We start from the raw sequence: 20,974 nt of genomic DNA, 5'->3' as shown, positions 1-20,974 counted from the left end.
CCCGTTCGAGTCGCTCAAATGGCTGCATTCCCGGCTGGGATGCAGCCATTTGCGCTACTTCAACGCGGTCAGCGAGCGACGCGGGCAGCGATGTCGGTGCGGTGGTGGGACCCCTCGAGGCGGATGCGGCCGAGGGCGTCGTAGGCGCGGTCGCGGGCGGTGCGGAAGTCCGGGGCCACGGCGACGACGTTCAGCACACGGCCACCCGTCGCGATGAGCGAACCCCCCGGGGCGTCGGGACTCGCGGTCGCGGCGTGCACCAGTCGGACCCCCTCCACGGCGGCCGCATCGTCCAGACCCTCGATGGGACGCCCGGTCTGCGGCGCCTCCGGATACCCCTCGCTCGCCAGGACCACGGTGACCGCGACCTCATCGCGGAACACCGGCTCCGGCTGGTCCTCGAGGGTGCCGGAGGCGGCGGCGAAGAGGAGCTGCGACAGCGGGGTCTCCAGTCGCGGCAGCACGACCTGGGTCTCCGGGTCGCCGAAGCGCGCGTTGAACTCGATCACCCGCACGCCCTGCGGGGTGAGGATGAGACCGGCGTAGAGGAGGCCGATGAACGGGGTGCCCTCGGCGTCGAGCTGGCGGACGACCGGAAGGGCGACGTCGCGGGTGACCTCTTCCACGAATGCCTGCTCGCTGCCGAACTGCTCCGCGAGCCAGGGCAGGGGGGAGTACGCCCCCATACCGCCGGTGTTGGGGCCGGCGTCGCCGTCGAGGGCCCGCTTGAAGTCCTGTGCTGGGCTGAGCGCGCGCACGGTGTCGCCGTCGCTGAGGAAGAACAGCGAGACCTCGGGTCCGGACAGGAACTCCTCGACGAGGACGGGGCCGGCCGGGAGGTACTGCTCCGCGTGAGTCAGGGCCTCGGCGCGGTCGGAGGTGACGATGACGCCCTTGCCCGCGGCGAGCCCATCGGCTTTGACGACGTAGGGGGCGCCGAGGTCGTCGAACGCGGCCTCGACCTCGCCGACCGTGGCGGCCCGGACCGCGCGGCCCGTCGGCACGCCGGCGGCGTCCATGACCCGCTTGGCGAAGGCCTTGGAGCCCTCGAGCTGCGCGGCGGCCTTGCCCGGCCCGAACACGGGGATACCCCGTCCGCGGAGCTCGTCCGCGACGCCCGCCACCAGAGGGGCCTCCGGGCCGATGACGACGAGGTCGATCGCGTGCTCGTTCGCGAAGGCCGTCACCGCGGCGCCGTCCAGCGGGTCGAGGGCGACGGGTGTCGCGTCCTGCGCGATGCCGGCGTTGCCGGGGGCGACGAGGATCTCGTGCGCGGGGGACTCGGCGCGCAGCGCCAGGATGATCGCGTGCTCACGGGCACCGGAACCGAGGACGAGGATCTTCACCCGTCCAGCCTATCGAGGCGCGTGCGCGGGGTTCCGGTGGGTCCCGGTCAGAGCTCGATGGGACGCTCGTCCGCCGTGTCCCAGGGCACGGTCCAGCCGGTGGCATCGAACAGGGCGTCGAGCACCATGGCGGTGAAACCCCACACGATCGTGCCGTCGACGTCGAACGCGGGTCCGCGGAACGTGCGCCCGGCGCGGGACAGGGTCGAGGTGAAACGGGTCGCGGGGTCGAGGAGCTGGGCGACGGGGACGCGGAACACCTCGACGGTCTCCGCGTGGTCGACCGCGACGACGCGGGACGGCGACTGCCACCAGGCGAGCACAGGGGTGACGAGGTGGTTGCTCGCGGCGAGGGGGATCACGGGAAGCGTGGCGAGCACCTCGACTCCCGCGGGATCGAGGCCGGTCTCCTCCTCGGCCTCCCGGAGCGCGGTGGCGACCGCGTCGGCATCGGCCGCTTCGGCGCGTCCGCCGGGGAAGGAGACCTGCCCCGGGTGCGAGGAGAGGGTGGGCGCGCGGCGTTGCAGCAGCACGTCGAGGTCGCGGGCGACGGCCGCATCGACGGTCGGTGCGGGGATGCGGTCGAGGACGCCGAAGAGGATGAGCACCGAGGCGTCATGGGCGCGGCCCGGATCCGCGAGCGGAGGGATCGGCACGCTCCAGGAGTGGTCGGCCGCGGCGGCGAGCAGCTCGGCGCGGGCGCCCTGGGGATGCATGCTCATGCCATCGAGCTTATGACCGGGGCCGCCGCGGCGGATCTAGGGTGGGGGGATGGCCAGGAAGATCGACATCGTCGACGGACGCGCGGCGCTCGGTGCCGTGCGCGACGCGGAGGCCGCCGGGACGAAGCCGACGCGGCCGGAGCTCGCCACCGCGGTGCGCTACCTGCTTCAGCTGCTCGATGAGAAGGCGCCGGGCAACAGCGTCGAGGTGCGCGTCCCGCCGTTCGGAGCCGTGCAGGTGATCCAGGGGCCGCGGCACACGCGGGGGACTCCGCCGAACGTCGTGGAGATGGACGCCGCCACCTGGATCGCGGTCGCGACCGGCGCGGAGGCGTGGACGGATGCCGCCACGGCCGGACGCATCCACGCCTCGGGCACGCGCGCGGATCTCACCGGAGTCCTCCCGCTGCGCCCCTAGCGCCGGGCGACGACGAGCGGCACTCCGGTGTGCGGGTGCGGGAAGACGTCGACGGGCTGCCCGTAGACCTCCTCGATCCGTGCGGCCGTGAGGACCTCGGCCGGCGTGCCGGTGGCGGCGACCCGACCGCCCGCCAGCAGAGTGACGCGGTCGGCATGCGCGAGAGCGGCGTTGAGGTCGTGCAACACGACCGCGACCGCGACCCCGGCCTCCGCCCGTCTGCGGATCACCCGCATGACGTCTTCGTGATGCTTGAGGTCCAGGGCTGCCGTCGGCTCGTCGAGCAGCAGGATCCCGGTGTCCTGGGCGAGTACACGGGCCAGCGCCACCCGCGCGCGCTCACCGCCGGAGAGCGAGGGGACGGAGCGCTCCCGCAGCGCCGTGACCTCGGTCGTCGCCATCGCCGTCGCCACGACGCTGTCATCCTCTTCGGCGACCGGGCTCCGCGCCCACGGCGTGCGTCCCATCCGCACGACCTGCTCGACCGTGAAGGGGAAGGTGACGGCGTTCTCCTGCAGCAGCACGGCGCGTCGCCGGGCGAGATCGCGGGCGCGCGTCCCCGCGACGGGGCTGCCGTCGAGGAGGACGGTGCCGGACACCGGAGCGACGTCCCCCGCGAGCACGCCGAACAGGGTCGACTTGCCCGCGCCGTTCGGCCCGACGAGGGCGTGCACCTCGCCGGCGTGGATGTCGATGGCCGTGTCGTCGAGGATGGCGCGTCCGTCGCCGACGCGCACCGTGAGCCCCTGGCCCCGCAGGCGCGGGCTCACGCCCATCCTCCCGACTGCCGCCGCGTCCGCACGAGAAGCCAGAGGAAGAACGGGCCGCCCACGAGGGACGTGATCATGCCGATGGGGAGGTCCGCGAGCGGTACGGCCGTGCGCGCCACGAGGTCGGCGGCCGCGATGAGGAGGGCGCCGCCGAGGGCGGAGGCGATCACGAGCGGGAGGTGTGCGGGGCCGATCAGCATGCGCATGAGGTGGGGCACCACGAGACCGGCGAACCCGATGATCCCCGCGAAGGCGACTGCGGCGCAGACGAGCAGCGCCACCGTGACGATGACGACCATCCGCAGCAGCTCGACCGGCACGCCCAGATGTCGGGCGGTGCGCTCGCCGAGGGCGAAGAGATCCAGACCCGGCGCCACGATCAGGGCGACGACGACCCCGATCGCCACGAGCGGCGCGACGAGCTGGATGTTCGACCAGAGGGCGCCGTTCAGCGAGCCGAGCTGCCAGAACACGATCTGCTCGCGCGTCGAGGTCGTGCCGAGGAACGTGAGGAAGGCCATGCCGGCGCCGGCGATGGCGTTGATCGCGATGCCGGTGAGCAGCAGCGTGACCACCTCGGTGCGGCCCCCGGAGCGGCTCAGGAGGTAGACGGAGAAGACGGCCGCGAGACCGCCGAGGAAGGCGAAGGCGGGCGTCGTCCACATGCCGAAGGTGGCCAGGCCGAACGTGATGCTGGCCGCCGCCCCGAGCGCCGCGCCGGAGGAGACGCCGACGACGCCGGCGTCCGCGAGGGGGTTGCCGAAGATGGCCTGCATGAGCACGCCGGAGACCGCGAGCGCGGCGCCGACGAGCAGGCCGAGGACCAGGCGGGGGAGGCGGAGGTTGTAGATCACGCCGTCGTCGGTCGCCGCGGCGGGAGTCCCGGCGGTGTCGATGCCGAGGCCGCGCAGGAGGACGTCCAGGAGCGCGGTCGGGGACAGGTCGTACTGCCCGCTGGTGATCGACGCGACGCCCGTGACGAGAAGGCCGATGACGAGGGCGACGACGACCGTCGCGAAGCGCAGTCCTCGATGCCGGGTCGGCGTCGGGGTGACGACCTCGCCGGTCACGAGGCCGCTTCCGGCGCGTACAGGGCCCGCGCGAGGGCGCTGATCACGGCGGCCGATCGGGGGCCGAAGCTGAGGATCTCGGCGTCCGCCATGTCGATCACGCGGCGATGTGCTCCTGCGGGGGTCTCGGCGATGGCGGGGATGCGTTCGAGGAGCCCGTCGACGCCGCCCACCGATTCCAACCCGTCCGTCATCATCACGAGCACGTCGGGCTGCGCGGCGACGAGTGCTTCCGCGGTCATCGGCTTCATGCCCTCCCAGCCGATCTCCTCCGCGACGTCGACACCGCCGACCGCATCGATGAGGGAGTCCGCCCCGGAGTCCTCGCCGAAGATGTAGTACACGTTGGCGCTCCCGCGCACGTACAGGAAGAGCATGCGGGCGCGGTCTGACTCGGCGGGCGGGGTGACGTCGGCGATCTCCGCGATGGCGGCGTCGAGCTCGGCGTCGAGGCGGGCGATGAGCGCCGCGCCGCGCGTCGGGACGCCGAGGGCCGTGGCGATCTCCGTCACGAGCGCGGCGGTGGTGTCGATCCGTCGGTCGCTGGAGATGACGACGACCGCGATGCCCGCATCCCGCAGCTGCTGGCGGACCTCTTTCGGGCCGATCGTGGAGTCGGTGAGGACGACGGTCGGGGCCAGCTCGAGGATCGCCTCCGGGTTGAGCGTGTGCCCGGTCTTGGTGACGACCGGAAGGTCCTCGGTACCGGGGAACTGCGTGGACGCGTCGCGTCCGACGACCTGATCGCCGAGCCCGAGCGCGAACACCGTGGCGGCGATCGTGCCGGCGATGTCGATCGGGAGGATGCGGTCGACATCCGTGATCTCGACCTCGCGGCCTTCGCTGTCGGTCACGGTGACCGGGAGCGCCGGGGCGGTGTCGTCATCGACGGGCGCGACCGCGTGACTCGCGAGGCACGCGGTCGAGGGGCCCGTCGCTGCGCGCACGTCGGCGACCAGGTCCAGATCGGCGAGAGGAGTCGAAGCCTGAGGGCAGGCGTCGTCGACAGGGGGTGCCGCCGACCCGGGGCCGGAGTCCGACCCGGCGCACGCGGCCAGTCCGAGGGCCAAAGCGGCGGCGAGAAGCAGGGCAGGAGCGCTTCGCATTAGGCAAGGCTATCCTAAAACTTGACGCCCTCACTGGCACCCCTCTACGCTCAGGATCGGCGGCTTGCTTAGCCAAGCCTAACCAAACTCCACCTTCGCCCGACTGCCGTGCGGCACCGCCGGGAGCGCACGATCGATCGCGCCCGGCGCGCCGCGGAGAACCGTGAACGCCACAGCACACACCCCATCAGCGAGCACACGCCTGCGTGTCCTGCTCGCCGCCCTCGTCTCCTTCGTCCTCGTCGCCGCCGGAGCGATGGTCAGCCCACCGGCCCACGCGGCTGCGGCGACCGTCACCGCGGCGGTGTCGTCCGCCGACACCAGCGGCCTCACCGTGCAGGTGCGGGCTGAGGGCCTGCCCGACGTGACGGGCGTCTATGCCGCACTGATCGTGTCGGGCACCGAGAGCGGCATCTCCGCCGGTGGTGGCTACGCCGCGTTCGCGCTGCCCTTCCCGAGCGTGCAGCAGGGGGCCGCTTCCTTCACGCTGCAGGCGCCAATCGCGTCCCTGGACCGGACGAAGACGTACGAGGTGCTCGTCTGGCAGCAGCACTCCGCGCCGTCAGCCGCCACGATCTACGGCCGCGGCGACGTCACGGTGACGCCGGAGCAGTGGGACACGATCTTCGGAACGACGCCCACCGCGCCGGGCGAGACGAAGCCGGGCGAGACCGCGCCCGGGGAGACGGAGCCGGGCGAGACCGAGCCGGGCGAGACCGAGCCCGGGGAGACGACTCCGGGTGAGACGGAGCCGGGGGAGACGGCCCCGGGTGAGACCGAGCCGGCGCCCGCCGAAGCCGCCATCGAGGTGTTCCTCGCCGACGGCACGACGCCCGCTGCGGGCGCTCGCCTCCAGGCCGGCGACGCGATCGTCGTCAAGGGCACCGGATACGACCCGACCGCGAACGTCGGCGGACGCGGCGTCCCGATCCCGTCGAACCTGCCCCAGGGCGCCTATGTGGTCTTTGGCAACTTTGCCGCGACGTGGCAGCCCTCGCAGGGGGCGCCGTCCTCGGCGCGTTCGGTCGGTGCTCAGGCCTGGGCGCTCGCCGAGGATGTGCTGACCCAGGTCCCGACGCAGTACCAGGGTGCGATCCGCGCACAGTGGGTGGACATCTCGCCCGAGGGCTCGTTCCAGGTCGCGCTGACGCTGAAGGACACCCCGGCGACGCCTGGCTCCTACGGCGTGTACACCTACCCGGCAGGCGGTGTCGTCAACGCCGACCAGGAGCGCAGCGTCGCTCTCGACTACCGCATCGCCTCGGGGCTGACGACCACCGTGAAGGCGGCGACGGCCGAGGACGGCCTCACGGTCACGGCCGCGGCGACGAAGCTCGGTGCCGTCGCCGGTGCCTACGCCGCGCTGATCGAGAAGGGCACGGAGGCCGATGTCACCGCCGGAGGCGGCTTCCTCGCGATGCAGTACGTGCGCGGCATCACCGGCGGCGGCTTCAGCGCCGACCTGACCGCGGCCGCGAGTGCTCTCGACCGGTCGAAGGCCTACGAGGTGATCGTCTGGCAGCAGCACACGATGCCGAACGCGGACACCATCTACGCACGCTCCACCGTCACCGTCACCGACGCGCAGTGGCGCGCACTCCTCGGTGAGAAGCCGACCGAGCCGAAGCCCCCGGTCACGCCGAAGCCCCCGGTGACGCCGACGAAGCCGGCCGCGAGCGTCCCCGGCGGGTCGCTGCGCTGGGCCATCTCGTCCTCGTTCACGAACTACATCACCGGACCGATCGCCCAGGGCACGATCACCGTCTCCGGGGGCGCCACGCGGTCCGGCGGCCAGTTCCAGTTCGGGCAGACCGTGGGCGGCGACTTCGACGCGGCTTCCGGACGCGGCAGTGTCGTCTACCGCGGCGCTGTGCGCTTCACCGGCCACCACGGGGTGCTCGACGTCACGGTCGCCGATCCGATGATCCGGCTCACCTCGGCGTCCTCCGCCACGCTGTTCGTGACGAGCGGGGGTGCGCAGGTGCCGTTCGCGACCCTCGACCTCTCCCGCGCCGTCCGCACCGCGGCCGGTGGCGCCGTCACCTACACGGCGGCACCTGCCGCCCTCACGGACGCCGGACGCGACCGCGTGCTCTCGGGGTACGGCACCACGCTCGCCCCCGTCTCGTTCACGATCGGCTCCGTCGCCGCCGCTCCGTCGGGCACGACGGGAACGGTCGCGGCGGCCGCGGTCGTCCCGAAGGCCACGCTCCCGACGACCGCGCCGACGGCGGCCGGCATCGAGGTCGACGAGGAGAACCTCGCCGCGCTCGCCGCCGGGAAGACGGCCACGGTCTCCGCCTCCGGCTTCCGTGCGAACGAGGAGGGCATCAAGGTGGTCGTGTACTCGACCCCGGTGCTGCTCGGCACGGTGACGGCCGACGCGGCGGGCGTCGCGACGTGGTCGGGTGCCCTCCCGGCCACACTCGCGGACGGCGAGCACACGCTCACCTTCCAGGGCTCGGTCGATCGCGGTCTCGCGTTCACGCTCGCCAGAGCGACCACGGAGATCGGCGTGTGCACGGTCGAGGGGGCGACCCTGCACTGGGGCTACAAGGAGTCGTTCCGCACGTACATCGAGGGCATCGCGCGGGGCGGCTGGACGCTCACCGACGTGGCCTACGAGTACCCCGCCTTCGTGTGGTCGAACGGCACCGGTTCGCTGGACGACGCGGCGGGCTCGGGCCTGGTCACCTACGGCGGCAGCATCACCTTCACGGGCCACGATGGGGCGCTGAACACGACGCTGGCGAACGCGCGGGTCGAGCTCACGGGCGACACCGGCTACCTCGTCTTCGACGTGACCGGGACCACTCAGGCTGGGGAGGCCGTGGCGCAAGAGGGCGTGCGTCTCGCCGAGTTCGCCCTCGCGGACGCCGCCGTCGTCGACGGCGCGCTGACCCTCGATGCGGTTCCCACGACGCTGACCTCGGCCGGTGCCTCCGCGTTCGGCACGTATGAGGCGGGCGAGGAGCTCGACCCGGTCTCCGCCGTGATCCCGGTCGACGGCGCCTGCGGCACTCCCGCCGACGAGGAGCCCGAGCCGGAGGCCGAGGCGGACGCGGCGGTGACCGCGATCAGCGCGCCGGTCGCCACCGAGGAAGCTCCGGTGTGGCCCTGGATCGTGGGCGGTCTGGTGGTCGTGGCGCTGGCCGCGACGGGCGGGGTACTGATCGTGCGTCGCACTCGGAGGGGGGAGCCGGCCGAGACGACGACCGAGGTCTGAGTCCGGCGGCTATCGGAACCGCCCTCCCCGGTGATCGGGGAGGGCGGTTCCGTGTGCGGCTGCGTACGCCCGCAGAGGGTGGGACAATGGAGGCATGCCCTCCCACGACACCCACCAGACCGTCGAAGCGACCGTGCGCCGTGTGCCGCGGTACGGCGTGCTCATGGGCATCGGGGTCGTGCTGGGCGTCATCGCCGCCGGCATCCTCACGATGGTCGGCAGCTTCGAGCAGTCGCAGGCGCTCGACGTCGTCTACCCGCCTGGTCAGGTCTTCGGCTTCCTGCTGCTGTGGACCGTGCCGATCGGGCTGGCGCTGGGTGGCGTGGCAGGCCTCATCCTCGAGCGGATCGCCCGCCGCCATGACCGCGTCGTGAGGGTCGACCGGGAGACCGTCATCGACGAGGACGACACGACGACCGACCGCGCCTAGGCGAGCTCGGCGATCACGGGACGGATGGCGGAGTCGAACGCCACGACGTCCCGGCGCAGGCCGTCGGTCACCGCGACCGTGAGGTCGCCGATCCACCAGATCCCGCGCTGCGACAGCGGCAGCACCTGCACGTTCAGCTCGAACGAGTGCGCGCGGCGTCCGATGTCACGCTCGAACTCCGCGATCGCGCTCGCGTACGCCCGGTAGGCGTCCCCGCCGGTGTGGCTCTTCATCGACCCGACGTACCGGTCGTGCGCGGCGGTGGCGTACCGGAGGGCGGTTCCGGCATGCGGCCGGATCGCGGCGGAGAGCGCCTCGGCGCCGCTCGCCGGGAGGGCCACCAGGGTGTCGAAGCCGTCGATCAGTTCCAGGGGCACACCGGAGTGATGAGCCCGGGGCTCCACGGTCATGTCCCAGTACCCCTGCCACTGCGCTTCGACCTCGGGCGGGGCATCCGCCGCATCGGGGGCACGCACCGAGAGGTCGCGGAGGGACGGAAGGTCGAGCGGCGCCCTGATGCCCAGCAGCTGGCGCAGCGCGAGCGCGACGAGCACCGGAACGCTCGCGTCTTCGCGGATGAGCCACTGCGGCTTGTCGGCCATGGCCCCCATCGTAGGCGGGTGCGGCAACCGTGCGGAGTCCTGGCACGGTAATGCCCTCCGTGAGCCGCGTCACCGTCCGGACCGCCGCGCACGAGGCCGCGCGCGTCGCCGACACAGCGAAGGGCCAGGCCGCGGACGTCGTCGCCCACGAAGCGAAGGATCAGGTGCGAGACCTGTACCACCAGACCAAGACGGAGCTGTCGGAGCAAGCGGCGGTGCAGCAGCGCCGGGTCGCTGACGGACTCCGTTCCGTGGGCGGGGAGCTGGGCACGATGGCGGAGCGCTCCGACGGTGGTGTGGCCGCCGACGTTGTTCGTCAGGCGTCGAGGCGGATCCAGGGCATCGCCGGCTGGATCGGCGACCGCGACCCCGGGTCGCTGCTCAGAGCTCAAGCAGTCGGCCACGCGTGCCGGCGGCGGGGCGGGGATGCTCGGCGGGGCGGGATACGGCGCATTCATGATGAAGGGCGCCGTGCGCTCGAGGGTCGACCGGGTCATGGGCGCTGCCGACGACGCCGGGGATTGGCTCGGCGATGCCTCCTCCTCGGTCGCCGATGCGGGGCGGCACACCGTCGCCAAGGCCCAGGGGAATCCGCTGGCGGTGGGCCTGATGGCCTTCGCCGCCGTCAAGGAGGAGGCCGCCGGCGCTGCTGCGCATGTCCGCGACGACGCGACCCACGCCGTCGACGAGGTGAAGAGCAGCGCGCAGGACGCCCGCGACAACGTCGCGGGCCAGAGCTGACATCCTTCGCCGTGCCGGAGCCAGGGCCCGACTCGCAGCGCCGAGTCGGGCCCTGGCCACGTTTCAGAGGCTGTCGGTGGGGAACGACGGCGGGCGCTTCTCGAGGAACGCCGCGATCCCGTCCCTGCTGTCGGCGAGCGCGAACGCGTCGCCGTACAGCCGGGTCTCCTCGGTGAAAGCTGCGGCGCGGCTCTCCGCGACGGCTGCGCGCAAGGCGGAACGTGCCAGCGCCGTCGCGGCCCGCGAGCGGGGCCTGCCTGCTGTGAGGGCGGAGAGGGCCTCGTGCTGCAGCGCCGCCGGCGTGACCAGACGTGTCGCGAGCCCGTGGGTCAGCGCCTCACTGCCGTCGAGCGTCCGACCGATCATCACCATCTCACTCGCGAGGGCCGGGCCCACCCGTTCGAGGAGTCGGCGCACACCGCCGAACCCCGGAATGAGGCCGAGCGTCGGCTCCGGCAGGGCGAAACGCGAGTCGGCAGTGGTGAAGATCGTGTCGCAGGCGAGCGCAAGCTCCAGGCCTCCGCCCATCGCCGCGCCGTGTACGCAGGCGATCGTCGGGAAGGGGACGCTCTCGATGAGCGTCATCAGACCCTTCGCCCGCTCCGCGACGGCTCGCCCCGCGGCGCCGGGGTCGAGCGATTCCCGCCCCGCGCGGAGCTCGCGGAGGTCGGCACCGGCGGAGAAAGCCGTCCCGGAACCGCTGAGCACGACGCCCGCGAGAGAGAGGCCGGCCAGGTGGTCGACCGCATGCACGAGCTCCGTGATCATGAGCTCGGACAGTGCGTTCCTCTGCTCCGGCCTGCACAGCCGGACCTGAGCCACGGCATTCGCGATGGTGATGTCGATGGTCTCGTACATGGTTTTCATGAGTCCCAGATCGCTCCGAAGGCGGGGACGCCCTCTCGTTCGAGTCCCTCGACGAGGGACCAGGTGGTGGTGGCGTTGGAGATGCAGATGACGGCTTCGGCACCGCTCGTCCGGACGGCCTGGCGTACCAGCGCGAGCAGATCCGGTTTGCCGTCGGCTCGCGTGTCCCAGATCAGCGCGTCAGGCACCGCGTCGCGGATCTCCGTCACGAGGGACGGACCGTATGTCTCGACGGGTGATCGCGCCGACCACACGAGGTGCGCGGGCGCGGTGCGGGCGAGCAGATGAGGCAGGCACGGTCCGATGCCGCTGCCGGTGGCGACCCAGACCACCTTGGTGAAGAGGCGGTCGATGTTGCCCACTCCCGCGGTCGGGATTCCCTTGACCCACAGGTGTCGGGGCTTGTCATCGATGAGCCGACTGGTCCAGTCGCCCGCGCGCGAGATCGCCAGTCGGAAGCCGGACTGCCCCGGCGCGGGGATGTTGGCGAACGCATGCCATTCCCGGAGCGGGCTGCGGCTGATCGCGGTCGACGATCCGGCGAACGGCGTGACCCCGTAGTCGAAGCGGGCGATCGCGACATGCCCGGAGGGTGTCTCGATCTCGACCGGCACGCGACGCAGCCGCAGCCAGGGGAGGGCGATGCTCACGGTCGTCGCCGCGAGCAGCCAGAGCGGAGCGGAGCCGAGATACTGCTCCGGTGTCGCCTGGGTCTGCGCGAGCATGCCGATGGTCTGCACCCATACGAGCAGGAGGAGCATCCACCCGCCGAAGCGGTGAGTGAGCTCGAACGCGTCGTGGTGGCGCGCGCGGGCAGAGGGAAGAGAGGTGACGAGCATCGACAGAAGGATGAGGGAGGCGACAGAACTGGTCGTCAGGAACAGCGCGGACGCACTCGCGGCGAAGGTGCCGACGGTGAACACGACGTACCAGGCGGTCGCGCCGATCGCTGCTCCGACGTGCACCCCGCCGAAGCTGTAGATCTTGCCGAGCGCCCACCGGGTGCGCAGGGGGAGCGAGTGGGGTGCCCCGGTCGCCAGGCGGAAGAGCAGGTTGATGACGTACTGCTGCCGGACGAGCGCCGCGACGAACACGTTGATCCCGGCCGCAGTGAAGGCCTGCTCCGGTGTCGGCTGCGGAAGGAGCGCGAACGCGAGCGCGTTGCCCGCGACGACCAGAGCGGCGAGCCGGTTGTACGGCTTCAGATACCGGGAACGGCGCAGGCGTGCCCACCGGGAGGCGGGAGCTCGGCGGCGGTCGAGTCGTGTCGCGGTGGTCGATGCGGTCATGCGGCCGCCCTCGTCGTGGTCGCGGCGGCCGCATCGAGGAGGCGCAGCACGGCCTCACGATCGACCTTCCCGCGCGGAGTCAGAGGAAGCCGATCCGCCGCCACGACCTCTGTCGGCACACAGTAGTAAGGAAGCAGCTCCGCGACGGCCGTCCGGGCCGCGTCGGGATCGACGGTGGCCGGGACGACCACCGCGGCGAGGTTGCGGGCGTCCCGGCGCACCGTCACCGCGGCGCTGCAACCGGGAGCGGATTCCAGAGCGCGGGAGACGGAGTCGAGTTCGACGCGGAATCCCCGCACCTTCACCTGATCGTCGGTGCGGCTGAGGTGCTCGAGTTCACCCCGCGGGGTCCAGCGCCCCACATCCCGGGTGCGGAACATCCGGCTGCCGTCCGCCGCGAACGGATCGGGGACGTATCGCTCCTCGGTGAGGTGGGGGTTGCCGATGTATCCGGCGGTGACTCCGGCGCCGCCGACCCACATCTCGCCGCTCTCGCCCTCCCGCACCGGCCGAAGGTCCGGGTCGAGGACGTACACGCTGGTCCCCGGCACCGGAGCGCCGATCGTGAGCGGGCGACCAGGGTGGTGCTCCACGAGCGTGTTGATGATCGTGATCTCGGTCGGACCGCACGAGTTGAGGAATCGATGCTCTCGAGCCCACTCGTCGGCCAGGGCCTGCGGGCAGCGTTCCCCGGCGACGACGACGGTGCGTGCCGTGCTGCGATGGGAGGAGAGCGTGGCGAGAATGCTGGGCGTGGCGACCAGCACGTCGACGCGCTCCGCGGTGGCGGCGATGTCCGTGCCGCGGATCACCAGCGTGCCGCCGTGCACGAGGGCGCCGAACATCTCCCACATGGCCATGTCGAAGGCGATGTTGAGCACCTGCCCCACGCGTGTGCCCGCGGTGATGCCGAGATCGCCGGGAGCCTGGGTGAGGAGGTTGACGAGGTTGCCGTGACTCACCTGCACGCCGTTGGGGACTCCGGTGGTGCCGGAGGTGAAGATGACAGCGCAGGTGTCGGACGGGGCGGACGCCACGGAGAAGGCAGGCGACGTGGCCTCCCGCGGCTCGTCGATACGGATCACCTCCAGTCCCTCCGGCATGGTGCCGACGAAGCGCTCGGTGGTGAGCACGACGCGCATCCTCGCCTGCTCCGCGATCCGGCCCAGTTGCGCGCGCGGCGAGATGCGCGCGTCCTGCGGTGCGTACGCGGCGCCGGTCTTGAGCACCGCGAGGATGCCGATGACCATGGCGATCGAGCGTTCGAGGAAGACGCCGACCACGTCTCCTCTGCCGACCCCGCGCTGCCGGAGGTGCTGCGCCAGCCGGGAGGAGGCATCGTCGAGCTCGCCGTAGGTGAGTGAGGCTGAGAGATGCTCCACCGCGCATCGATCCGGGGCTTCCGCGGCACGGGCCTGGATCAGCGCGGTGATCGAGGTCGACGGCGCGGCGCTCGGCGCGCCGAAGGAGGGCGAAGGCAGGCGCGGTTCGTCGGGGCGCTCGGTGGGAATCGGTTCGATCATCGCTGGTCCTCTCTGTCCGGGACCTCGCATCGGGACCGGGGTCGCGATGCGAGGAGGGACCGCCCACGCTAAGCAGCCGCGAAGGCGGGCGGCGGACTTCTTTCGGGACCGTAAGGAGTGGCGACTGCGCGCGCCCGCGAGCTGCTATCCACGGCGCGTCCCCGCACGACGACGGAGCACGGCCCCGGCCGCCAGCGCGAGCACCGCCCCCGCGGTGAGCCCGATGAGACCGCCGGTGTCACCGCCGGTCGCGGCCAGCCCTGCGGGCGGAGCGGGCGGCGTCGGCTCCGACGGGGAGGGCGGCTCCGCGGTGGTCGGGGGCGTGCTCGGGGAGGGCGGGGAGAGCGTGGTCGGGTTGGTCAGCTCGACCGCCGCGACCGATCCCGCGCCGATCGTGAGCCGTGCGCCTCCTTCGGTCGTCGTCACGCCGTCACCGCGGAACTGCGGGCGTCCCCACACGACACCGGGCACGGCCTCCGCGGTGTGCTCGGACAGCGTCACGACCGCGCCCGCTGGGATCTGCGCGACCTGGCGGGCGGTGCCGTCCGCGGGCAGCGTGAGCGTGCCGGTCACCAGGCCATCCGCGGTGGGGTAGGAGTAGTCGACGGCGAACGTCGTATCGACCGGGACGAGGCGTGCCCCGTCGCCGACGATCCGTTTCGCGACCGAGAACCCGCCGCGCCCGTCCCCTGCGCCGTCGCCGCCCGCCACGCTCGCCGTCACGGTGGCCGTGGTGGTCGTGACGCTCGACCCGGAGACGGTGTTGGCGAACACCTGGCCGTCGTGCGCATCCGCCGGCAGCTCGGTCCGATACGACAGCCGATACAGGCGGTCGGCCTGCGCCGGCGCCGTGAGCTCCACGGTGAACGCCGAGCTCGCGGGGCCCGGAGTGAGGATGAAGTCGGATCCCGCCGCGAGCGGGTGGAAGTCCGCCGGGTCGAACAGGCCGCCGGCCCACGCGTCGGTGGCGACCGAGCCGATGGCCACGGTGTCCGGTAGCAGAGTCAGCCCGGGCGTCGCGGTGTCGGTGAGGGTCGGCCGCTCTCCACTGAGGAGTCGTCCGGGCACCCAGATGTACCACTCGATCCTCCCGTCGGTGGTCTGCACGCCCGACTTGGTCGCGTCCGTCGGCACCGGCTCGGGACGCTGCGGGCCGACGCCGCCGCCGGGGATCTCCACGGTGATCGGATCCCCGTCCCCGGTGGTGAAGGTCACGGTGTCGACGTCGGTGGTCTCCTCCGCCTTCACCTGGAAGAACAGGGTGCCGCGGACGTTGTCATGGGTGAGGACGTAGTCGCTCAGCGTGCACGTGATCGCGCTCGCCGTGACGGTGCAGGTGCCGACGACGGCACCGTCCGGATCCCGCAGCGGGAATGTCGAGGAGACGCCGACGAGGCGGGGCGTCGTGGGAAAGGCGAGCGAGAAGGTGTCCCCCGGTTGCGCGCTGTCCGGAACCGCCCACGTGCCCTCGAGTCGGAGCGTGTCGTACAGGTGGATGTCGCCTGTCGGTTCCACCACCGTCACCGCTGTGATGGCATCCAACTCCGCCGCCTGCGCCGCCGGCGGCACCGCGAGCCCGACGAGGGCGAGGAGGGCGACGGCGCTGCTCGCCGCGCCCCGCCTTCTCCCGTGCCGTCGCTCCGTTCTCTTCGTCCGTATGCGCACAATCCACCTCTCCTGTTCTTTCCGGGACACCCGATCGTCGAGCCCGCCCGATTCGCCGACAGACTCTCACATGTGCGGATGATTACGCTACAGATGAGGACGTATTGATGGCGCTCGATCCACCCTGCCCGCGAAGAGGGCCGCGAGCCGACGGGGCGCCCGCGGGCGGTAGGCTGTTCGAGTGGCTGCCTCCCCCACCAACCCCTATTCCGAAGCCGGCGTCGACACCGCGGCGGGTGATCTCGCCGTCGAACTGATGAAGTCGTCCGTGCGCGCGACGCACGGCCCCGAGGTGCTCGGCGGTGTCGGCGGTTTCGCCGGTCTGTTCGACGCCAGCGCGCTCCGCGACTTCCGGCGTCCGCTGCTCGCGACCAGCACCGACGGCGTCGGCACCAAGGTCGCCATCGCGCAGGCCATCGACAAGCACGACACGATCGGCCAGGACCTCGTCGGCATGGTCGTCGACGACATCGTCGTGGTGGGCGCCAAGCCCCTGTTCATGACCGACTACATCGCCTGCGGCAAGGTCGTCCCCGAGCGGATCGCGGACATCGTGCGCGGCATCGCCGAGGCGTGCGCCGCGACGGGCACCGCGCTCGTCGGCGGCGAGACGGCGGAGCACCCCGGTCTCCTGGGTCCTCGCGACTACGACGTCGCCGGCGCGGCGACGGGTGTGGTCGAGGCCGACGCCATCCTGGGCGCGGAGCGTGTGCAGGACGGCGATGCGGTCATCGCGGTCGCCTCCAGCGGCCTGCACTCCAACGGCTACTCGCTCGTGCGCCACATCATCACCCGTGCCGGGATCTCGTACGGCGACAACGCCGAGGACTTCGGTTCGACGTGGGGCGAGGCTCTGCTCGAGCCCACGCGCCTCTACACGCTGCCGCTGCTGCGCTTGATCGAGGCCTCCGGCGGGGTCCACGCCCTGAGCCATGTCACCGGCGGCGGCATCGCGGCGAACCTCGCGCGCGTGCTTCCGCAGGGGAGCTGGGTCGAGGTCGACCGCAGCACGTGGTCGCCGAGTCCGGTCTTCCGCGTGCTGAGCGACATCGCCGGTTCCACGCTGGAGTCCGCCGAGGGCACCTGGAACCTCGGCATCGGATTCCTGGCCGTGGTGGCGGCGGACAAGAAGGACGTCGCGATCGCGGCGCTGAACGCCGAGGGCATGCCCTCCTGGCAGGTCGGCACGGTGGGCTTCGGCTCGCGTCCGGACGGCGAGTTCGAACAGGGCGCCAAGGGCGTCGATGGTGGAGCAGTGCGCCTCGTCGGCGCCTACGCGGACGGAGCGAAGTAAGAGCCCATGTGCGGCATCGTCGGAATGGTGGGCTCTGCCCCGGTCAATCAGGACATCTACGACGCCCTCCTGCTGCTGCAGCATCGCGGGCAGGACGCGACGGGCATCGCCACCGCCGAGGCGAACGGCGTCATGCACAACGCCAAGGCCCAGGGGATGGTGCGCGAGGCGTTCCGCACCCGCGACATGCGCGGACTGCTCGGCAACGTCGGTCTCGGCCACGTCCGCTACGCCACCAAGGGCACCGCGTCCAGTGAAGAGGAGATGCAGCCGTTCTACGTGAACGCGCCCTACGGCATCATCCTCATCCACAACGGCAATCTGACGAACACCCGCGAGCTCGCCGCCGACATGGCGCAGCGCGACCGTCGGCACCTGAACTCGTCCAGCGACACCGAGCTGCTGCTCAACGTGCTCGCCGGCGAGCTGCAGGCCACGACCTCCACGGTCGACCTCGACCCGGACCGGATCTTCGAGGCCGTCGCCCGGACGCACGACCGCATCGAGGGCGCGTACGCGGTGATCGCCGTCATCGCCAACTACGGCCTGCTCGCGTTCCGCGACCCGTTCGGCATCCGTCCGCTGATCCTCGGGCGTCGTCCGTCGGTCGTCCCCGGGGCCGAGGGCAAGGACGAGTGGGTCGTGGCGAGCGAGTCCCTCGTGCTGGAGAACGGCGACTACGAGGTCGTGCGCGAGGTCGAGCCCGGCGAGGCCGTGTTCATCACGAACGATGGCGAGCTGTTCACGAAGCAGTGCGCCGCCGAGACGCACCTCGCCCCCTGCGCCTTCGAGTACGTCTACCTCGCCCGTCCGGACTCCGTCATGAACGGCATCTCGGTGTACGAGTCCCGCCTGCGGATGGGCGACAAGCTCGCCGACACGATCGCGAAGCACGTGCCGATGGACAAGATCGACGTGGTCATGCCGATCCCCGACTCGTCGCGCCCTGCCGCGATGGAGGTCGCCCGCAAGCTCGGCATCGAGTACCGCGAGGGCTTCTACAAGAACCGCTACGTCGGCCGCACCTTCATCATGCCAGGGCAGGCGGTGCGCAAGAAGAGCGTGCGTCAGAAGCTCAACGCCATGTCCACGGAGTTCCAGGGCAAGAACGTGCTGCTGATCGACGACTCCATCGTGCGCGGTACCACCTCGAAGGAGATCATCCAGATGGCGCGGGACGCCGGAGCCGCCTCGGTGACCTTCGCCTCCGCCGCCCCGCCGGTCCGGCACCCGCACGTGTACGGGATCAACATGCCCTCCCGGCACGAGCTCATCGCCCACGGCCGCACGATCCCCGAGATCGCGGAGGAGCTGGGCTGCGACCACCTCGTGTACCAGGAGGTCGACGACCTGAAGGCCGCGATCACCGAGGGCTCCGCGCTGGAGGACCTCGACATGAGCTGCTTCGACGGCCGCTACGTCACCGGAACCGTCACCGACGAGTACCTCGCCTGGGTGGAGGGGTCGCAGACCTCTTGATGTCCGGGTCCCCGAGTGCGCCGCAGGGCCGACCCCTCTGGCAGGGGCGCGCCCTCGCGTTGATCGGGATCGTGCTGGTCGCGTTCTCGCTGCGGTCGGCGGTCGCCTCGCTCTCTCCGGTCCTCGATCACGTCGCCGAGGACTTCCCGGTGGCCCCCGTGATCGTGGGGCTGATCGGCGCCGCTCCGCCCGTCTGCTTCGCGCTGTTCGGGCTGCTGACCCCCCTGTTCGAGCGCCGGTTCGGGCTGGAGCGGATGGCGGTCGTGGCCATCGTGCTGATGGCGGCGGGTATGCTGCTGCGCGGCCTCGCCCCCGACTCCTGGAGTCTGCTCGCGGCGACCGCGGTCGTGTTCGCCGGCGTGGGGTCGGGCAACGTCCTGCTGCCGCCGCTGGTCAAGAAGTACTTCGCCGACCGGCTCGGCGTCATGATGACCGCGTACTCCACGACGCTCGCGGTCTCAACCTTCCTCCCGCCGCTGGTCGCCGTCCCCGTCGCCGACTCGCTCGGCTGGCGGATCTCACTCGGCATGTGGGGTGTGGTGGCCGCCCTCGCACTCGTGCCCTGGGTCACGCTGCTGGTGCGCTCGCGCGGCGACGACCGCCCGGTGCCGACGGAGCTCCTCGTCCCCGACCCCACCGACGGCGTGGACGATGTGCGCGACGCGGTCGCCGCCTCGACCGGGCCGATCACGACCCAGTCGGCGAGTCCCCGCGTCTTCGGCCGGCTCTGGCGACTGCCGCTGGCGTGGGCGCTCGCCCTCGTGTTCGGCACGTCGTCGACCATGGCCTACGTCGCCTTCGCCTGGCTGCCGACCATCCTCGTCGACCTCGGCGGGGTGACCCCGGCGACCGCCGGCTTCCTGCTCTCGCTGTTCGCTCTCGTCGGACTGCCCTGCTCCATGCTCGTGCCGGTGCTCGTCGTGCGGTTCCAGGCCACCCGCCCGCTGTTCTTCGTGGCCGTGGTCGCCGGCCTGGTCGGGCTCGGCGGACTGCTGCTCTTCCCGACCATCGCGCTGCCGCTGTGGGTGGCGATCTTCGGGCTCACCGCGATCATGTTCCCGCTGAGCCTCGTGCTCCTGAGCATCCGCGCCCGCACGCCGGAGAGCGCCGTCGCCCTCAGCGGCTTCGTGCAGAGCATCGGCTACGCGATCGCGGCGGTGTTCCCGCTCCTCGTCGGCCTCCTCCACGACACCAGCGGAGGGTGGCAGGTGCCGCTTCTCGTGGTGGCGGGGGTGCTGGTCGTCTCGGTGCCCGCGGGGATCATCGCCGGTCGGCGCCGCACGATCGAGGACGAGTGGGAGCGGCGTCACGGCCGCTGGTGACGATCGCCGTCAGCGCGTGACGCGCGGTGGCGCGGTCGAGGAGCGCACGATGAGCTGCGGGTCGGTGGAGGGCATCTCGCCGATCGGGTCGTGGCCCTCGATCTGGGTGATGAGCCGCAGCGCGGCGGCGCGGCCCATGGCCTCGAACGGCTGACGGACGGTGGTCAGGGCGGGGGAGGCGTAGGCGGCGAGGGCGATGTCGTCGACGCTCACGACGGAGATGTCCTCCGGCACGCTGCGCCCGGCCTCGTGCAGGGCGCGGATGAGGCCGAACGCCATCTCGTCGCTGCTGACGAAGACCGCGGTCGCCTCGGGGATCGCGGCGATGGTCCGCCCGGCACGGTACCCCGACTCCGGGGTCCAGTCCGCCGGGATCACGGGCGGCGGGACGATGCCGCGCTCGCGGAGCGTCTGCTCCCAGGCCTCGCTGCGCTGCTGCGTCTCCGTCCAGTAGTCGTCGCCAGAGACATGCCATACGGTCTCGTGGCCGAGGTCGAGGAGATGCTCCACGGCGAGGCGGGCGATCGCGCGCTGGTCGACCGCGAGCGGGGCGTCCTCCTCGAGGGAGGTGCGCTCGCTGCGGGTGGCGGGTGTCCGCTCGGTACGCGCCCGCATCGCCGGCGTGTCCAGGGCGATCGGCACGCCGAGGATGATGCCCTCCGCTCCCTGCCTCTCCAGACGATCGAAGGCCTCGAGGAATGCGTCGTCCGAGGCGTGGTCGGCCACCGCCGCCGTGGTCACGGTGTAGCCGTTCGCCGCCGCGGCCTGCTGGATGCCGACGCCGAGCGCGGCGGAGGAGTAGCGGTCGGTCGAGACGACGATCACGCCGAGCACGCGGGTGCGGCCCGAGGCGAGCGACGCCGCCGCGGCGTGCACCCGGTAGCCGAGCTCCTCGACCGCGGCGAGCACTCGTCGCGCGGTCTCCGGCCGCACGTTGTCCTGCCCGGACATCACGCGCGAGACGGTCTGCGTGGAGACGCCGGCGAGGCGGGCGACGTCGACCTGGCTGGGGGCGCGGTCGTCTTTCGGACGGCGAGGTGACATAGCCCAATGGTAGCGATCCATCGGCGGAAAACCAGGGAGCGCGGACCTCGGCGATGCGAT

At 71.9% G+C, this 20,974-nt stretch carries 18 protein-coding genes; 7 read left to right on the top strand and 11 right to left on the bottom strand.

What is annotated here, in order from left to right; genetic code table 11:
* Positions 1–68: 68 nt before the first annotated feature.
* Together purD and B2W79_RS06095 are read right to left on the bottom strand one after the other, a co-directional pair.
* On the bottom strand, positions 69–1,346 hold the full coding sequence (purD, locus tag B2W79_RS06100) for a phosphoribosylamine--glycine ligase (RefSeq protein WP_292787907.1): 1,278 nt from the start codon (positions 1,344–1,346) through the stop codon (positions 69–71).
* A gap of 47 nt (positions 1,347–1,393) precedes the next feature.
* Entirely contained in the window at positions 1,394–2,068 is a 675-nt protein-coding gene (locus B2W79_RS06095) for an NUDIX hydrolase (RefSeq protein WP_062766139.1), read from the bottom strand.
* Positions 2,069–2,117: 49 nt separating this feature from the next.
* On the opposite strand from B2W79_RS06095, the gene B2W79_RS06090 reads away from it, so the two are divergent.
* Positions 2,118–2,486: a sterol carrier family protein gene (locus tag B2W79_RS06090; protein WP_292787904.1), complete on the top strand. Its 369-nt coding sequence runs from the start codon at positions 2,118–2,120 to the stop codon at positions 2,484–2,486.
* Here B2W79_RS06090 and B2W79_RS06085 read toward each other — a convergent pair.
* Genes B2W79_RS06085 through B2W79_RS06075 form a run of 3 tightly spaced genes read right to left on the bottom strand, consistent with a single transcriptional unit; the run spans position 2,483 to position 5,432 of the window.
* Positions 2,483–3,256: a heme ABC transporter ATP-binding protein gene (locus tag B2W79_RS06085; RefSeq protein WP_071327798.1), complete on the bottom strand. Its 774-nt coding sequence runs from the start codon at positions 3,254–3,256 to the stop codon at positions 2,483–2,485. The two genes, B2W79_RS06090 and B2W79_RS06085, sit on opposite strands and share 4 nt — an antisense overlap.
* Positions 3,253–4,326, bottom strand: coding sequence for a FecCD family ABC transporter permease (locus B2W79_RS06080; protein WP_292787902.1), 1,074 nt, complete (start codon positions 4,324–4,326; stop codon positions 3,253–3,255). Before B2W79_RS06080 ends, B2W79_RS06085 begins: the two co-directional genes overlap by 4 nt.
* Positions 4,323–5,432: a heme/hemin ABC transporter substrate-binding protein gene (locus B2W79_RS06075; RefSeq protein ID WP_292787900.1), complete on the bottom strand. Its 1,110-nt coding sequence runs from the start codon at positions 5,430–5,432 to the stop codon at positions 4,323–4,325. The genes B2W79_RS06080 and B2W79_RS06075 overlap by 4 nt, the downstream gene beginning before the upstream one ends.
* 163 nt (positions 5,433–5,595) lie before the next feature.
* On the opposite strand from B2W79_RS06075, the gene B2W79_RS06070 reads away from it, so the two are divergent.
* Together B2W79_RS06070 and B2W79_RS06065 are read left to right on the top strand one after the other, a co-directional pair.
* The gene (locus tag B2W79_RS06070) at positions 5,596–8,658 is read left to right on the top strand and encodes an HtaA domain-containing protein (RefSeq protein WP_292787898.1); all 3,063 of its coding nucleotides are present in this window, start codon (positions 5,596–5,598) and stop codon (positions 8,656–8,658) included.
* Positions 8,659–8,752: 94 nt separating this feature from the next.
* Entirely contained in the window at positions 8,753–9,088 is a 336-nt protein-coding gene (locus tag B2W79_RS06065; protein WP_292787896.1) for a potassium transporter Trk, read from the top strand.
* On the opposite strand, the gene B2W79_RS06060 is transcribed toward B2W79_RS06065, so the two are convergent.
* A complete protein-coding gene (locus B2W79_RS06060) occupies positions 9,085–9,690 on the bottom strand; it encodes a zinc-binding alcohol dehydrogenase (protein WP_083391632.1) in 606 nt (201 codons plus the stop codon). The two genes, B2W79_RS06065 and B2W79_RS06060, sit on opposite strands and share 4 nt — an antisense overlap.
* A 456-nt stretch (positions 9,691–10,146) precedes the next feature.
* Between B2W79_RS06060 and B2W79_RS06055 the strand changes: the two genes are divergently transcribed.
* Positions 10,147–10,431 carry a hypothetical protein gene (locus B2W79_RS06055; protein ID WP_292787893.1) on the top strand — a complete coding sequence of 95 codons (285 nt, stop codon included), beginning with the start codon at positions 10,147–10,149 and terminating at the stop codon, positions 10,429–10,431.
* A gap of 63 nt (positions 10,432–10,494) precedes the next feature.
* On the opposite strand, the gene B2W79_RS06050 is transcribed toward B2W79_RS06055, so the two are convergent.
* The 4 genes from B2W79_RS06050 to B2W79_RS06035 form a co-directional block, all read right to left on the bottom strand.
* Entirely contained in the window at positions 10,495–11,289 is a 795-nt protein-coding gene (locus B2W79_RS06050; RefSeq protein WP_071327792.1) for an enoyl-CoA hydratase/isomerase family protein, read from the bottom strand.
* 5 nt (positions 11,290–11,294) lie between these two features.
* On the bottom strand, positions 11,295–12,587 hold the full coding sequence (locus B2W79_RS06045) for a hypothetical protein (protein WP_292787891.1): 1,293 nt from the start codon (positions 12,585–12,587) through the stop codon (positions 11,295–11,297).
* Positions 12,584–14,110, bottom strand: a complete 1,527-nt coding sequence (locus B2W79_RS06040) for an amino acid adenylation domain-containing protein (RefSeq protein ID WP_292787889.1) — start codon at positions 14,108–14,110, stop codon at positions 12,584–12,586. The genes B2W79_RS06045 and B2W79_RS06040 overlap by 4 nt, the downstream gene beginning before the upstream one ends.
* 144 nt (positions 14,111–14,254) lie before the next feature.
* Positions 14,255–15,652, bottom strand: a complete 1,398-nt coding sequence (locus tag B2W79_RS06035) for a DUF5979 domain-containing protein (protein WP_292787887.1) — start codon at positions 15,650–15,652, stop codon at positions 14,255–14,257.
* 304 nt (positions 15,653–15,956) lie between these two features.
* Here B2W79_RS06035 and purM point away from each other — a divergent pair, with 304 nt between their 5' ends.
* The 3 genes from purM to B2W79_RS06020 are packed head-to-tail and all read left to right on the top strand — an operon-like array spanning position 15,957 to position 19,870.
* Entirely contained in the window at positions 15,957–17,069 is a 1,113-nt protein-coding gene (gene purM, locus B2W79_RS06030) for a phosphoribosylformylglycinamidine cyclo-ligase (protein WP_292787885.1), read from the top strand.
* Between the two features lie 6 nt (positions 17,070–17,075).
* Positions 17,076–18,548, top strand: a complete 1,473-nt coding sequence (gene purF / locus B2W79_RS06025) for an amidophosphoribosyltransferase (RefSeq protein ID WP_071327787.1) — start codon at positions 17,076–17,078, stop codon at positions 18,546–18,548.
* A complete protein-coding gene (locus tag B2W79_RS06020) occupies positions 18,548–19,870 on the top strand; it encodes a CynX/NimT family MFS transporter (protein ID WP_292787883.1) in 1,323 nt (440 codons plus the stop codon). The genes purF and B2W79_RS06020 overlap by 1 nt, the downstream gene beginning before the upstream one ends.
* Before the next feature lie 9 nt (positions 19,871–19,879).
* Here the strand turns inward: B2W79_RS06020 and B2W79_RS06015 are convergent, their stop codons facing one another.
* Positions 19,880–20,914 carry a LacI family DNA-binding transcriptional regulator gene (locus B2W79_RS06015; RefSeq protein WP_071327785.1) on the bottom strand — a complete coding sequence of 345 codons (1,035 nt, stop codon included), beginning with the start codon at positions 20,912–20,914 and terminating at the stop codon, positions 19,880–19,882.
* Between the last annotated feature and the right edge of the window lie 60 nt (positions 20,915–20,974).

It is taken from the genome of Microbacterium sp. UBA7513 (genome assembly GCF_002478345.1).
In the GTDB taxonomy this organism is placed as follows: Bacteria; Actinomycetota; Actinomycetes; order Actinomycetales; family Microbacteriaceae; genus Microbacterium.
This window is presented reverse-complemented; position numbering and strand designations above follow the sequence as displayed.

Coding starts and splice junctions, on each gene's coding strand:
- B2W79_RS06095 (WP_062766139.1), bottom strand. CDS start 2,068: ATGAGCATGCATCCCCAGGGCGCCCGCGCCGAGCTGCTCGCCGCCGCG.
- B2W79_RS06090 (WP_292787904.1), top strand. CDS start 2,118: ATGGCCAGGAAGATCGACATCGTCGACGGACGCGCGGCGCTCGGTGCC.
- B2W79_RS06075 (WP_292787900.1), bottom strand. CDS start 5,432: ATGCGAAGCGCTCCTGCCCTGCTTCTCGCCGCCGCTTTGGCCCTCGGA.
- B2W79_RS06065 (WP_292787896.1), top strand. CDS start 8,753: ATGCCCTCCCACGACACCCACCAGACCGTCGAAGCGACCGTGCGCCGT.
- B2W79_RS06060 (WP_083391632.1), bottom strand. CDS start 9,690: ATGGCCGACAAGCCGCAGTGGCTCATCCGCGAAGACGCGAGCGTTCCG.
- B2W79_RS06055 (WP_292787893.1), top strand. CDS start 10,147: ATGATGAAGGGCGCCGTGCGCTCGAGGGTCGACCGGGTCATGGGCGCT.
- B2W79_RS06050 (WP_071327792.1), bottom strand. CDS start 11,289: ATGTACGAGACCATCGACATCACCATCGCGAATGCCGTGGCTCAGGTC.
- B2W79_RS06045 (WP_292787891.1), bottom strand. CDS start 12,587: ATGACCGCATCGACCACCGCGACACGACTCGACCGCCGCCGAGCTCCC.
- B2W79_RS06040 (WP_292787889.1), bottom strand. CDS start 14,110: ATGATCGAACCGATTCCCACCGAGCGCCCCGACGAACCGCGCCTGCCT.
- purF (WP_071327787.1), top strand. CDS start 17,076: ATGTGCGGCATCGTCGGAATGGTGGGCTCTGCCCCGGTCAATCAGGAC.
- B2W79_RS06020 (WP_292787883.1), top strand. CDS start 18,548: ATGTCCGGGTCCCCGAGTGCGCCGCAGGGCCGACCCCTCTGGCAGGGG.
- B2W79_RS06015 (WP_071327785.1), bottom strand. CDS start 20,914: ATGTCACCTCGCCGTCCGAAAGACGACCGCGCCCCCAGCCAGGTCGAC.